This window comes from Ligilactobacillus pobuzihii E100301 = KCTC 13174 (assembly GCF_000349725.1).
GTDB classification, from domain to species: Bacteria; Bacillota; Bacilli; order Lactobacillales; family Lactobacillaceae; genus Ligilactobacillus; species Ligilactobacillus pobuzihii.
This window is the reverse complement of record NZ_KB714689.1, coordinates 17645-31179: the sequence shown is the minus strand read 5'-3', so window position 1 is coordinate 31179 and position 13535 is coordinate 17645. Positions and strand designations below refer to the sequence as shown.

General features: G+C 36.1%; 14 protein-coding genes. 6 read left to right on the top strand and 8 right to left on the bottom strand.

Features of this window, described 5'->3' with window-relative positions; all coding sequences use genetic code 11:
• Both LACPOB_RS12970 and LACPOB_RS0103225 read right to left on the bottom strand, forming a co-directional pair.
• A partial coding sequence (locus tag LACPOB_RS12970; protein ID WP_017867390.1) for a glycosyltransferase family 39 protein occupies nt 1-779 on the bottom strand: 779 nt, incomplete at its 3' end.
• A gap of 23 nt (nt 780-802) precedes the next feature.
• On the bottom strand, nt 803-1201 hold the full coding sequence (locus tag LACPOB_RS0103225; protein WP_017867389.1) for a GtrA family protein: 399 nt from the start codon (nt 1199-1201) through the stop codon (nt 803-805).
• Between the two features lie 192 nt (nt 1202-1393).
• On the opposite strand from LACPOB_RS0103225, the gene LACPOB_RS0103220 reads away from it, so the two are divergent.
• The gene (locus tag LACPOB_RS0103220) at nt 1394-2083 is read left to right on the top strand and encodes a response regulator transcription factor (protein WP_017867388.1); all 690 of its coding nucleotides are present in this window, start codon (nt 1394-1396) and stop codon (nt 2081-2083) included.
• Nucleotides 2083-3423, top strand: coding sequence for a sensor histidine kinase (locus tag LACPOB_RS0103215; RefSeq protein ID WP_017867387.1), 1341 nt, complete (start codon nt 2083-2085; stop codon nt 3421-3423). Before LACPOB_RS0103220 ends, LACPOB_RS0103215 begins: the two co-directional genes overlap by 1 nt.
• A 475-nt stretch (nt 3424-3898) precedes the next feature.
• Here LACPOB_RS0103215 and LACPOB_RS11660 read toward each other — a convergent pair whose 3' ends face one another.
• The 6 genes from LACPOB_RS11660 to LACPOB_RS0103180 all read right to left on the bottom strand — a co-directional run bounded on the left by LACPOB_RS11660 (nt 3899) and on the right by LACPOB_RS0103180 (nt 10188).
• Nucleotides 3899-4738, bottom strand: coding sequence for a GH25 family lysozyme (locus tag LACPOB_RS11660; protein ID WP_017867386.1), 840 nt, complete (start codon nt 4736-4738; stop codon nt 3899-3901).
• Nucleotides 4739-5341: 603 nt separating this feature from the next.
• A complete protein-coding gene (locus tag LACPOB_RS0103200) occupies nt 5342-5842 on the bottom strand; it encodes a DoxX family membrane protein (RefSeq protein WP_026142726.1) in 501 nt (166 codons plus the stop codon).
• A 412-nt stretch (nt 5843-6254) separates the two neighbouring features.
• Nucleotides 6255-6596: an MDR/zinc-dependent alcohol dehydrogenase-like family protein gene (locus LACPOB_RS13280; RefSeq protein WP_338048217.1), complete on the bottom strand. Its 342-nt coding sequence runs from the start codon at nt 6594-6596 to the stop codon at nt 6255-6257.
• Between the two features lie 546 nt (nt 6597-7142).
• Complete coding sequence (locus tag LACPOB_RS0103190) at nt 7143-8342, bottom strand: amidohydrolase (RefSeq protein WP_017867382.1); 1200 nt, start codon at nt 8340-8342, stop codon at nt 7143-7145.
• 430 nt (nt 8343-8772) lie between these two features.
• Nucleotides 8773-9303, bottom strand: a complete 531-nt coding sequence (locus tag LACPOB_RS0103185; RefSeq protein WP_017867381.1) for a GNAT family N-acetyltransferase — start codon at nt 9301-9303, stop codon at nt 8773-8775.
• 18 nt (nt 9304-9321) lie between these two features.
• Nucleotides 9322-10188 carry a LysR family transcriptional regulator gene (locus LACPOB_RS0103180; protein WP_017867380.1) on the bottom strand — a complete coding sequence of 289 codons (867 nt, stop codon included), beginning with the start codon at nt 10186-10188 and terminating at the stop codon, nt 9322-9324.
• A gap of 112 nt (nt 10189-10300) precedes the next feature.
• Between LACPOB_RS0103180 and LACPOB_RS0103175 the strand changes: the two genes are divergently transcribed.
• The 4 genes from LACPOB_RS0103175 (at nt 10301) to LACPOB_RS0103160 (ending at nt 13525) form a co-directional block, all read left to right on the top strand.
• Nucleotides 10301-11056 (top strand): SDR family NAD(P)-dependent oxidoreductase, encoded by a 756-nt coding sequence (locus LACPOB_RS0103175; protein ID WP_017867379.1) that lies wholly within the window; start codon nt 10301-10303, stop codon nt 11054-11056.
• A 24-nt stretch (nt 11057-11080) separates the two neighbouring features.
• Nucleotides 11081-11923 (top strand): aldo/keto reductase, encoded by an 843-nt coding sequence (locus LACPOB_RS0103170; protein ID WP_017867378.1) that lies wholly within the window; start codon nt 11081-11083, stop codon nt 11921-11923.
• A gap of 21 nt (nt 11924-11944) precedes the next feature.
• Nucleotides 11945-12514: a DapH/DapD/GlmU-related protein gene (locus LACPOB_RS0103165; RefSeq protein ID WP_017867377.1), complete on the top strand. Its 570-nt coding sequence runs from the start codon at nt 11945-11947 to the stop codon at nt 12512-12514.
• A gap of 147 nt (nt 12515-12661) precedes the next feature.
• Nucleotides 12662-13525: an aldo/keto reductase gene (locus LACPOB_RS0103160; RefSeq protein ID WP_017867376.1), complete on the top strand. Its 864-nt coding sequence runs from the start codon at nt 12662-12664 to the stop codon at nt 13523-13525.
• The last annotated feature ends 10 nt before the right edge of the window (nt 13526-13535 follow it).

The window sequence follows — 13535 nt, the reverse complement described above, 5'->3', positions numbered from 1 at the left end:
TCTAAAACTGAGTTGTTTTCTGACCCGCCGACATAAGGACGGCTGCTGGAGTTGGTCAGATCGACCGATAAAGGCCACGCGAGTGTGAAAATCACAAGTGCACTGGTTCCTAATGTTAATTTTTTAAGCTTTTGGTTCCATTTTTCTTGTGCTGTGATCCAATAAAAAAGGTACATTGCTGGTAGTATCATAAAGGCTTGTAACATTTTGACGTTGAAAGCTATTCCAATTAATGCAAAGCTAGTCATCACCCACCAAGATTTTTTGCTGACGAGCGCTTTTTCTAAAAGCAATAAGGCTAATAGTAAAAAGAAGATCAGCGTTGCGTCCATATTGTTAGTCCTTGAATCAGCGACTACGATCGGAGTTAATGTCATTGCTAAAGCGGCTAAGCGCCCAGCTAGTTTGCCGAAATAAGGTTGGATCAAACAATACATTAAATAAACAGAACCAAGGCCAAATAAGACCGAGGGTAAAACAACACTCCAACCGTGAACGCCGAAGATCTTGGCACTGATTGCCATAAACCATAGTGCAACTGGTGGTTTATCGACGGTAATGTAACCAGCGGGGTCAAAACTGGCATACCAAAAATTTTTAAAGCTTTGTGTCATACTAGTGATAGCTGCGGTATAAAATGAATTGGCGGAGTCCGCTTTCCAAATGTTCCAACCATATAAGAATAAGGCAAGTAATAAAATTACTAGTAAGTACGGGTCGAATTTCCACCTCCATTTTTCTTTTACAGAAAATTTTGTTTCTTTTTTTCTTACAGTCATATGCCATTCCTCTTTTCAGATAATTAGTTAAGGGCGGACCAATTTACTGTTTTTTTAAATACCCAGAATTTACTGAGGCAGAAATTAGTGGGTGTCGTTATTAAAAGACAGAAAAAAGGAATTAATTCTGGTTGCAAGGACCACCAATTTGTCGCAATGAATGTTAAAGAAATACTGATCAGCCAGGTTGCTCCGTAGGTCACATAAAAGCGAAAGACTAGCCAAAAATTTGCTGCACCAAGTTTAAAAACCCACTGATCACTCAATAACAAGGCTAGTAGTGAGGTCAGTCCGTAACCGCTGGCCATCGCAAATGTATTTCCAGTTGAGTGGTATAGCAGTAAATAAATTACATAAGTTAGACAGGTATTTATACCTCCAAGTGCGCAAAATTTAATTATTTGACCTAAATTCTTTTTCATCTTTTTTTCCTCCTTGGGATGTATTTAACTGAACAAAAATGATTTTAAAAGTCCGACCTTAAACTTGCCTTAAAAAAAGCAAATTAAGTCTTATGTCTGCAAATTACGGTGGACTTTTACCCAAAATTAGCCTACTTTAATCATTAGATGTTAATAGCCAATGAATAACTGTGGCTAAATGGAGGAGTCTGCATGAATACACTAAAGATATTGATCGTTGAAGATGATGAAGCATTAGCTCACGGGATCCAACTCTTCTTAGATGAATCAGTTGAAACGACCGTTGCGATGGATGGACTAGAAGGGCAAATGCTCGGGGAAGAAAAGATATATGATCTAGTAATTTTAGATTTAATGCTACCGACTGTGAGTGGTTATGATATTTTGAAGAAGTGGCGAATGGAGGATAAATTAGACATGCCAGTCTTAGTTTTGACTGCTAAAGATACGTTGCCAGATAAATTACATGGCTTTGAATTAGGGGCTGATGATTATTTAACTAAACCTTTTCACCGTGAAGAATTATTAATGCGGATCAAGGCTTTATTGAAAAGAAGCGGGCGCTTGGGTAATGATAATGTGCTAAAGGTTGGCGTTTTTACTGCAGATTCAGGGAAACGCACTGTTGCCGTCAATGGAGTAGAATTAGATCTAGCTGGCAGAGAATATGACTTGTTGTTATATTTATTGCAGAATCCAGAAACTATTCTAACTAAGGAACAAATTTTTGACCGGATCTGGGGTTTTGAATCAGAAACGGCTTTATCGGTAGTTGAAGTTTATATCAGTAATCTAAGGAAAAAAATCAAACCGTTGACTGAAAAGCAGCCGATCAGGACCTTGCGTAATGTGGGTTACATGTTGGAGCTAGAAGGTGAGTGATGCTTGTGAAATATAAAAAACCACAACCACGTTCTTTTGAAGATAAGCAGCGGTGGGGACTATTTTTTAAAATTTTGCTGAGTTTTGCTATTTTATTTATTGTTTTAGGTGGAGTGATTTATTTTTTCTTTCAACGCTCAATTTATCAAAACATCGATGGCGGCTTGGATGCACAAAAAAGGCAAATTTTGACAGATAAAAAGGCACCCAGGTTTAGACAAGAAGATCCAAATAAAAAGCCCAAAAGAACACAGGCGCCACCCGCTAATGCAGCTAAATTTCGGACGATGACGTTGGTTTACGATAAGAAAGGGAAAGTAATTAATAAAGGTGAGTTTACCAATGATCTGACAATTTTTACACAGCTCCCATTTGATAAGAAGAAATTAAATCAAAAAGAAACTATGACGCTCTACACGGGGTACACACAAAGTTCCAACCACTATTTTCGTAAGCTTTTGATCAAGGTCCCACAAAAAAATCCAAATAAAGATTATGCAGGTAAATATGTATTGTTATTAGAAAATATTGACCCTGAGTTATTGGCCATGAGTAGTTTTAGGAAGTCCTTGATGGTGACCTTACTTGCTTTTTGGATCTTAGCGATTGGTATTGCTTATTATTTATCACGACAAAATATGAAGCCGATCTTACGTGCTTGGAAAAGACAACAAGAATTTAGTAGTAATGCTGCCCATGAATTACGTACACCATTAACTGTGATCCAAAATCAGATGGAATTTCTGTTGACGAAGCCACGTGATCGTGTCATGGATCGGGTCACGGAAGTTTCCACGACTTTAGATGAAGTTAAGCATATGCAAGTTTTGACTGAACAGTTGTTGACCTTGGCACGTTCTGACTCAAGTATGATACAGATCGATCAACAAACAATTGATGTTAAACCATGGTTAAGCAAGGTACTTCAGCCATATACTGAAATTGCTGATAGTCAAGGAAAAGTTATGAATATTAATATAGTTGCCTCAGGGAAGGTGCCATTTGATGCAGATTTGATCCACCAGCTGTTAGTGATTTTATTAGATAACGCCCTTAAATATACGCCTACTGGAGGTAGCCTGACTTTAGATGCTAAAATGATTAAAAAGAACTTAGTTTTAGAGATCTCTGACACTGGCAATGGTATTGCTGATCAGGAGAAAGAAAAAATTTTTGACCGCTTTTATCGTACAGATAAGTCACGTAATTCTAAAACTGGTGGTAATGGTTTGGGTTTATCAATTGCTAAGTGGATCGTTGATGAACATCATGGTAAGATCACTGTGCAAGATAACTATCCAAAAGGCACGGTCTTTCGAGTAGTATTACCAGGACAATAATGATCTATTTCAGAATAAAAGTACTAAGATAAAAAAAAGTTCTTTGGCAGTGTTCCATGAGTTAAAATTTTACAACATATAACGATTGGTTGAACAAAGAGCACATTACCTGGCAGATAAAAAAGAGATTTATGAGTACCGGATCTTTCGTCAATACGTTGTTAAATCAGATGATGTTAGTGTCTTGAACTCGACTAAACAGGCAGGTGTCTTAATCTTCACCAGTTTGTATCCTAACACCCATTACTAGATCATTACGGTCAGTAAACTAGTCAAGGGTTATTCTCGGTCTAATGCTTTGACTAAAAGTAACCACCAATTTACACGTTGATTGGTTTAACCCTGGAACAAAAGAGGGTAGTAATGGCGATGCTGGTGGAACCAAGTAGCGTCTTTTAAATTCTGAACATTTCATAAAAAAACTAGTTGATCAGTTAGCTGCGTTAAAGCAGGACTGATCAACTAGATTTTTGTTTTAAAATGGATCACTACCTGCACCGCCAGTGAAGAGTCCCGTGTAATCGTGAGAAACGTCTAAATCGCCAGTGTAAGAACCACCAGGGATGCGGGCTGTTTGAGAAAATTGCCAACCACCAAATTCAGAGTGCAATAAATTGCTGGCTGATGGTTGATATGGATATTGAGCGATCCAAGTTTGTTTTTGTCCAACTGTGTTGATCACAGCTGAACGGTATAAGTAATTGGTATAAGTATAAACGCCATGGTTAGAATAACCCCCGTTTTTAAGTACTTTCCAAAATGCGTTCAAATTGCTAGCAACATTGTCGTTTTGCGTGGAGGTACTTTCCATGTCGGCAAAAATCTTGATTTTATTGTCGATTCCCTTATTTTTCAAGACTTTTATCAGATAATTAGCTTCGGCTTGAGCCTGAGACTTGTTTTTAAAATTAGCGTAATGGTAGATGTTGACGTTTAATCCAGCCTGAGAGGCGTATTTCATCTGATTTATCGCATAAGGATTGGTGTAATTAGAGCCCTCCGTTAACTTGACGATCACAGATTTCACACCTTTATTAGCCAAGATCTGGTAATCATTAGCAGTCATGTTGCCCTGGTAAGAAGAAACATCGATTGCATCTTGACTGGGGCGAGTCGAATCACCGATTTTAAAAGTATCAGCAGTTTGAACTTTAGTCTGTACTTTCGCTTTATTTTCTTTACCGTCATATGGTTGTCCCGTATAGGACATATCACTAGCCGCAGCGACTGATATTGAAGCTGTCAGTGCAAGTAATAAGCTGGCAGTAAACAAAAAAAGAGAGGCAATTTTGTGGTTTGCAAGAATTGTTCGCATAGTAATCTCCTTTATGTAGTTGAATGAAATAAATTACCTTGTGCAATACAATAACATTCAGTACTAAAAAATCAAAACGCTTTACAGTGATTGCAAACAATTTTAATTAAAGTGTAAAGTCACCGTAATTTTTTTAATTGTTTAAACAAGATTTTTATCTTTATCAATTTAGTTAGACTAGCTTTTCACCTTATGGGCTTGCATGGAATTAGCTAGCTGAATATTTTTTTCTCGAGACTTAGAAAATAAACAAATGTGTTAGTGCAGAACTGAAACTTTAGCAGGAACATTACAAATGATGATCAGAAACGCAAAGAGAATAAACCGAGTTTTTTTACATGGACAAGAAAACAACAGGAAACGGATCGTTGAGTTTAATTTCTCGATAGCTAGGCCTGAAAATGGTGCGAATGGCATTCAACCGCCGATTAAGCGCAGAATATTTTGGCATAAAAAACACCCATAATTATTAGATTTTTATATCTAACAATTATGGGTCACTTCAAATCAAAGACTATTTGGTAGCTTTTTAGATTATTTCACTCCAAAATGAGAGTTCATGATTCAGTGGTGGGTTCCTCCAAAAAAGTGTTGATAAATGTTTTATTCAACAGATTTTTTTAAAAAAGGTATCTTTCTACGTAAGAAGGGTACCAACCAACGATCTAAACCAACTTTTCCTGCGTTAAAACCGGCTACTAAAATAATAAATTCTAAAAATAAAAGTAAAGGGTTGGTTGAGATTGTGCCTGCTAACAGATAAGTAAAGTTTAGCCCCATGGCGAAGAAACTAGCGGCAGTCGTCAACGTTCCTAAAATCAGCCCCAGCCCAATAAGTAGTTCCCCGTATTGAACTAAGAAATTAAATAATCCGACGTTAGGCTGAACTATTGTTTTTAAAAATGATGTATACCAGTCATATGCCGGTTGCCCGCCTGCGTCTTTAACAGGATTTTTAATTGCCATATTGATCATGCCTTCAGCTGAGAATTTTCCGGAAGAAACTTTCTCGAAACCAGCCATTAACCATGTAAATCCTAAATATAAACGAATGAGGGTACTAATAACCATACTTGTTTTGGATAAACGTAACCACTTAACCATAAAAAAATCAAATCCTTTCAAAAAGTAAGTTTTTTAATAGTATCAAAAAAACATTTATATGTCTAGCTTTTATTTCCATTGCTTTATAAATTTTTCTAAAATTTTGATACAAATTGGCTGATTTTAGGACCTTGGAAAGTAAGTCAACGATAAGCAATGTAATAATAGTTAAATCGATGGATTTTTTGACCTTCTTTTTTTCATGCTAGTATCCTTGAGTAAAATATCTAATGAAACTTGGTAATAATTGCTTAAGTTTACTAAGCTAATAATGTCAGGGTAGCTATTACCTTGTTTTAATTTTTCCCTGATTTATGATTTAAGTGGCACATAAGTTAAACAAAAAAAGTCATAAAAGCCTGCATTAACCGGAAAGGCAGACTTTTATGACGGAGGTACAGTTTAAAAAAAATTATTTCTCCCTTAATTTTTCATTAGGGTAAATAATAACTTTCAGTGATTCACCCTTGGCAGATCTTGTACGATCAAATGCTTTTTCGGATTCATCTAAGCTATAAAAATCGGTTAAAAGCTGTTCAGCTTCTTTCATGTGGTCATGCAAGATCTTAATTGCTAACGGATACGTATTTGCATAACGGAAAACGCCGTATATTTTTGGTTCATGTGTAGTCATAAATGCAATGTCCAAAGGTGCAGTATCGTGTGCTGGCATACCAACATAAGCAATCTTTTCACCAGCTTTTAAAGTTAGAAGTGCATCACTTTCTGCTTGGTTGTTACCTGAGGCTTCGATTGCATAACTAAAGGTTGAAAGTTAACTACTTTATTGCTATCATTCCGTAAATACTTTCGAGGCAAACTTTCATAAGTATTGTAGTCAGTGTTATTCAAAACCAATGACGCATGATTATTGGATATTTTTTGCTTTTAATTAGGAGATTGAAAAATTTCACTGTAGAGTGTTATTAGTCTTATGGTCTATTTTAAACGAATTTATTCTGACATACTGGTATGCGGTAATAGGCCAGTTAACTAGATAAAGTAAAAAGGCTAGTAAAACAGGGCTGGGACATAGCTGGCTGTCCGATTCTAAAAGGGACTTCGATCTATCCCATTAAATGGGGTTAAATCGAAGTCCCTTAAACGTGTTCCAAAAGATTGAAGCCGTACTGTAACAACAATTGCGTTATTCTGGGCCTTCGCTTTGCTACGACCCAAAATAATATAATCGTCGTTACAAATCGGCTTCAAAACATCTTTTGTCACACTCTCTGGCTTTAAAAATATTTATTTTTAAATAATGATGAAGCAGCACCCTTTCTTACTTTTGTCTATAAAACTATCCAATTTGAAATCTTTGACCATGATAGTAACTTGCCTTAACGGTCGATTGGCGCGCTACGAATTCAGCGCTGCAAGAGCTGTCAACTAAGGTAAAATTGGCTTTCATGCCTGGCTTAAGCCAAATACCATCTGGAACAATAGTTTTTTTGCCGGTTACCAACATTAAGCTATCTGTTAGTCCTTTTTGAGTAGTGATCCCGAAAATTTCATTGTAACGATTTAATTTTTCGAGAACATTACCGTTGCCGAAAGGTGACCATGAATCATAAACGTTGTCACAACCTAAAGCAACTTGAACGCCAGCTTTACGTAATTCTTCTAGTGGTGGGATCGATCCGTCCAACGGAACGCTTGAAAAAATCGCAATTTGATTTTCTGCCAATTGTTGAAAGAAATCTTGTCGTTCTTGACCAGAAAAGTCGTTTAGACCAAAAGCATGGCTGATCGTGACTTTACCTTGCCACTGATTAGCTTTTGTCTGTTTAAGAATTTCATAAAAGGTCTCTTTACCCAGATTGCCTCTTTCATGTAAATGAAGATCTATTGGGGCATTGTGGGAAGTGGCAAGCTTGAAAGTTTGTTCTAATGACTTTACAACGTTACCATCTAACGCATTAGGATCAACCCCACCGACTAAATTAGCTCCATTCTCTAAAGAAGTCTTTACCTCTTGATAAGCATGTGATCGTAAAAGACCATGTTGGGGAAAAGCAACTAGTTCGTAGCTGAACTTTTCCTGGTATTCTGACAGAGTTGCTAAGGTCTGTTGTAAATATTTTTGGCCAACTTTAGGGTGGACATCAATATGGGACCGAAAAAAAGATACGCCGTGGCTTTGTTCAAGTTCTACTAGACGATGCATTCTTTCAGATAAGGAAAGAGAAGCTTGTTCAAGCTGTGGAATCTCTTTTTCAAAACGGTCAACGATTGACGCAGCAGGAGCAAGAGGTTGCCAAGGTAATCCCAGTTTGCTTTTGTCAAAATGACAGTGCATTTCTCGAATCGCTGGAATTATTAGGTTTCCTTGACCGTCTTGGACATCTAGGCCGTTAAACTCATTAGAATGCGCTCTTATTTTTTCAATTCGTTTTTCATTTATTAAAATATCTACATTTTTAGTTTTAGTTCCTGAAATGTAATCGTCGTGAGAATAATAGCCAGTTTCGATTCGGACATTTTTTAACCATTTTTTCAAAGTGTGCTCCTCCTTAATTAGTGAGTATGATTAAGATTTAGTTGTTTTTCTTTATTCTTAATTTAGCATAGAGTGTCTTACGTAAAAAGAGTAGTTTTTACTTGAATATGTTTTCCGTAATTGTCAAATCAAGTGCTAATTGGGCTGTGACTTGTTTAAGACTGAAATAAGTGCCAACTACTTAGCTTGTGCTCATAGAAACGAAATGCGTTTACGACAAAACTTGCTAAATTGATTCAAATGGAATTACTGAAGTGCTTCTTGTATATATTATCGGTAGAAAACCTTTTTATTCAAACAAAGTTAAAATAAAGTTTCTTTCAAATTGCTGGCCGTTGAGTAAAGAATGAATTGTGGATTTTTATTTGTGATCTAGGTTTTTTCGGTTTTGAGGAAAATAAGATCATTACGAAATAACATCACGTATTTATTAATTTATTTTATTAGATCCTAATCTTTTCTGCATGATCAGATCTCTTTGCGGATCGTCACCGAGTTGAAAAATATGGTCTCCAATTTGTTCAAAACCCAGCTTACTATAAAATTTCAAGGCCACAGGATTGTTTTCCCAAACACCTAACCAAAGCGTATTTTTTTGTTGTGATTTGGCTAAGTCTAACGCTTTTTGGAATAACTTTGTACCGATCCTTTGATGTTTGTATTCTTTTTTCACATAAATTCGTTCAATTTCAAGCGCATTTTGTGGCATTTTTTCAGTTTGAGCATTGTTAACGTTAAGTTTGAGATAACCTAAGATCGTTTTATCAAAACAAGCAAAAAAGAAGAAAGAGTTAGGATCTTTTAGTTCATTGGTTAGTTTTTTGGCGCTATACGCTTCATTTAGGTAAGCTTGCATATTAGTAGACGTGTTATCTGAACCGAAAGTATCCAAAAAGGTTTGTCGACTTATTTCTTGTAATTGTGCAAGTTGATTTAAAGTAACTGGTTTAATTTTTAACATGTATACATCTTCTTTCTCTTATATTTCTGCTAGGTATTTAACAAAAACTTTCCCTGCTTTAGATAAGTTTTGGCCTTTTTTCCAGACAATATTTATCCCAGATTTAAGCTTGGGTTGCAGAGGAATGAACTTCAAATTGGTATTAACGGTATTAACAATACCTGCAATACATAAAGCTCCGGCCACGCCTTGTTCCACCAATAATGAAGCATTGTATAATAAATTATATGTTCCAATAATATGGAGAGAATCTAGGCTTTCACCGCACCATTCGGCTATTTTATTATTATTATAGGTTTGTGAGGAAACGTATAGTGGAACATCCACAAGGTCAGCTGGGATAATACTTTTTTTACTTGCCAAAAAATGGTCCTGCCGTATAAGTAACCCCCATTGATCAGCAGCTGGCAATTTTTTATAGGCATATTTTTGCTTTTCAACTGGATCAATGACTAAACCAAAGTCTATTAGTCCCTGTTCTAATTTCTCTAGAACGTCATCTGCGTTACCACTGTATAAATTAACCTTTACTTCAGGGTATTGTTTAACTAAGTGGTCAATAATTTTGGCGACTACTTTCATACTTTTGGTTTCCCCACCGCCAATTGTTATTTCTCCAGCCACTTCTGTTTCCGTAGTAATGTTCTTAGTAGTTTTATCTACTAAAGATAGGATTTTTTTACCACGATCGGCTAAGTATCTTCCTTCCTCGGTTAAATGTATCTCCCTATGACCACGATTAAAAAGTTTAGTGTCAAGTTCCGTTTCTAATTGTTTTAATTGTCTTGAAAGGGCTGGTTGTGAGATGTGTAAAACCTTGGCTGCTTGGCTAATTGATTTTTCTTGAACAACGGTTAAAAAATAGCTTAGTGTTCTAAACTCCATATTTCCTCCTATAACTAAAAAACATATTTTAGTATCAAATATAAGTATTAGACAATTGAAGTTTAGCTCATTATGCTAAAGATAACAAGTTAGCTTTCAGGAGATGTTTTTTATGCACAAATTTGTTGTCATCACAGGGGCAAGCTCAGGAATTGGGCGAGAAGTCGCAATTAAATTTGCCAAACGAGGTAAAAATTTAGTTCTAGCAGCCCGCTCAAAAGATATTTTAGAACAATTGAAAGACGAATTAGAAGAAGATCATGGTGTCCAAGTTGAGACGAGAGTGGTCGATTTAACTGATATGACCGCAGTTAAAAAGTTTTATGAAAGTTTATGGGATCTAGAAGTTGAAACTTTGATAAATGATGCCGGTTTTGGTTTAAGAGGTGCTTTTTGGGAAAATCAAAGATCTCAACTTTTAGCTATGATAGATTTAAATATTAAAGCAGTTACCTATTTATCACAGCTTTTTCTATCTGATCACCAAAATGCCCCTAATACACAACTGATTAATGTTTCTTCATTAGGTGGTTACCAGATCGTAAACGATATGGTTGCTTATTGTGCCTCTAAATTTTATGTTAGTGCTCTTACAGAAGGGTTAGCCCATGAATTGCAGGAAAAAGGAGCATTATTAAAAGCCAAAGTCTTGGCTCCAGCAGTTACCAAAACTAACTTTGACGCAGTTGCACGTAATACTAAGGATTTTGATTATGATACTACGTTTAAAAAATATCATACCGCTGAACAAATGGCTGATTTTTTAATACAGCTATACGATAGTGAACAGACAGTTGGTATCGTTAATGAAGATACAATGGACTTTGAGTTAAAACCAGCACAGTTTAAAGCAGTTGGTTTTAAGTAAAATTTATACTAGGAGGGGATCAATTTGAAAATGATCGAATTAAACAACGGTGTGCAAATTCCAAGTTTAGGATTTGGCGTTTTTCAGATCACGGATTTAAAGGAATGCGAGGAAAGTGTGTTAACCGCTTTAAAAACAGGGTACCGGTTAATTGATACTGCTGCTGGCTATGAAAATGAATCCGCAGTTGGAAATGCTATTAAAAAAAGTGGTTTAGCCCGAAAAGATATTTTTATTTCTTCCAAGGTTTGGATAACACATGACGGATATCAAGAGACGATGAACTCTTTTGAACAAACTTTAGAGAAATTGCAAACCGATTATCTTGACCTCTATTTAGTGCATATGCCTTACGGTGATTATCACGGTAGTTGGCGTGCTATGGAAGAATTATATAAAGCTGGCAAGATCAAAGCGATTGGTGTTTGCAACTTTTTAGAAGATCGTTTGACCGACCTAATTTTGACGCATGAAATTGTACCAGCAATTAACCAAATGGAGACTCACCCTTTTAATCAACAAAAAGAATTACAGCAAGTAATGAACAAAAATAACATTAAGCTGATGGCCTGGGGACCATTTGCTGAAGGCCAAAATAATATTTTTACTAACGAAGTTTTAGTTGAGATTGGGAAAAAGTATGATAAAACCGCTGCACAGGTGATCTTACGTTGGCTCAGAGAAGAAGATATAATCGCTATTCCTAAGTCAGTTCATCTTAATAGGATCAAAGAAAACTTTGCAATCGATGATTTTTCCCTGAGCCTGGCAGATAAAGAAAAAATCAGTCAATTAGACCAAGCAAAACCATTGATTTTAAATATTACAGCCTTAAATGAAGTTTATCGGCTACATGGTTTGTCTTAATCCTAGGGGGGATTTTAATTTATGGAACTGACTGAATTATTGAATGTTTTAAACACGGAAAAGATAATTAGAAGTGGTTCTGAAGTTGAAAATTCTATGCATAATGTGTCAACAGAGGCTCGTCGCTTATGTATGATCCTTAATACTGGTGTTTATACTGAAGCAGAAATAAGAGCGCAGTTTTTTGATTTGATCGGTCAAGAAAATGACCCTACTTTTTCTTTGTTTTTACCGTTTACCACAGATTTTGGGAAGAATATCGAAGTCGGACAACATGTTTTTATTAATTCAGGTTGTCGCTTTCAAGATCAAGGAAAGATTGTGATCGGTGACAATAGTTTAGTGGGACATAATGTTGTGATTGCAACGATCAATCATGATTTTAAGCCGGATGATCGGGGGACGATGCATTTAAAACCAGTTAAGTTAGAACAAAACACCTGGATCGGTTCGAGCTCAACAATTTTACCAGGAGTGACGGTAGGAAAAAATTCAGTTGTAGCTGCTGGTTCGATAGTAACCAAAGATGTTCCAGCTAATACAGTAGTCGCTGGTAACCCAGCCAGAATAATCAAACACTTAGAAAGTTAAGAGCAAACAATATTATGGCTATTAAAATAAAGTAGTGATTATTATTGGAGCTTCTTCAGGAGTTGGAGCTGCAATAGCGAAAAAAGATGTTAGTGTTTCAATAGATTGAGTTTGGTTGTCGCAATAATAATACGAGGAGGTATAAAGATGACAATTTTAAATGAAAAATATACGTTAAATAATGGTATTGAAATTCCCAAGTTAGGTTTTGGTACCTGGTTAATTGATAATGATAAAGTGGCCACAGCAGTTGAACAAGCAGCCAAACTTGGTTACCGGCATTTTGATACAGCCCAAGCTTATGGTAATGAAGAAGGTGTTGGAGCGAGAATAAAAGCAATGGGGTTAAAACGTGACGAGTTATTTGTGACAACTAAAGTACAGGCAGAGATCAAAGATTATGAAGCCGCCAAAAAATCAATTGACGAATCTCTACAAAAATTAGATATAGACTATTTGGATCTACTATTGATCCACGCTCCGGAACCATGGGCTGAATTTCATGGTGAAAATCACTATTATAAGGAAAACTTGGAAGTTTGGAAAGCTATGGAAGAAGCAGTTCAAGCAGGTAAGGTCCGTTCGATCGGTGTTTCTAACTTTAAGCAAGCAGACCTAGCTAACATTCTAGAAAATTGTTCAATTAAGCCAACGGTCAATCAATTGTTAACTCACATTGGTAACACTTCTTTTGAATTACTAAAACAAGCGCAAGAAAATGAGATTCTAGTTGAAGCTTACTCACCAGTGGCACACGGCGAAATGTTACAAAACAAGCAAATTAAACAAATGGCCGACAAATACCAAGTTTCTATCCCTCAGTTAGCAATTCGTTATTGTTTGGAATTAGGGACACTACCTTTGCCAAAGAGCGAAAATCCGGAGCACATTGCTAATAACGCAGATGTTGATTTTAAGATTTCTGCCGCCGATTTGCAGGTACTAAAAAAGTTTCCGCGATTTGAAAATTATGGTAATTCAAGTGATTTTCCGGTTTTTAGCGGAAAGTAAATCGTAGGAA

Coding starts and splice junctions, on each gene's coding strand:
- LACPOB_RS0103225 (WP_017867389.1), bottom strand. CDS start 1,201: ATGAAAAAGAATTTAGGTCAAATAATTAAATTTTGCGCACTTGGAGGT.
- LACPOB_RS0103220 (WP_017867388.1), top strand. CDS start 1,394: ATGAATACACTAAAGATATTGATCGTTGAAGATGATGAAGCATTAGCT.
- LACPOB_RS0103215 (WP_017867387.1), top strand. CDS start 2,083: ATGCTTGTGAAATATAAAAAACCACAACCACGTTCTTTTGAAGATAAG.
- LACPOB_RS11660 (WP_017867386.1), bottom strand. CDS start 4,738: ATGCGAACAATTCTTGCAAACCACAAAATTGCCTCTCTTTTTTTGTTT.
- LACPOB_RS0103200 (WP_026142726.1), bottom strand. CDS start 5,842: ATGGTTAAGTGGTTACGTTTATCCAAAACAAGTATGGTTATTAGTACC.
- LACPOB_RS0103185 (WP_017867381.1), bottom strand. CDS start 9,303: ATGTTAAAAATTAAACCAGTTACTTTAAATCAACTTGCACAATTACAA.
- LACPOB_RS0103180 (WP_017867380.1), bottom strand. CDS start 10,188: ATGGAGTTTAGAACACTAAGCTATTTTTTAACCGTTGTTCAAGAAAAA.
- LACPOB_RS0103175 (WP_017867379.1), top strand. CDS start 10,301: ATGCACAAATTTGTTGTCATCACAGGGGCAAGCTCAGGAATTGGGCGA.
- LACPOB_RS0103165 (WP_017867377.1), top strand. CDS start 11,945: ATGGAACTGACTGAATTATTGAATGTTTTAAACACGGAAAAGATAATT.
- LACPOB_RS0103160 (WP_017867376.1), top strand. CDS start 12,662: ATGACAATTTTAAATGAAAAATATACGTTAAATAATGGTATTGAAATT.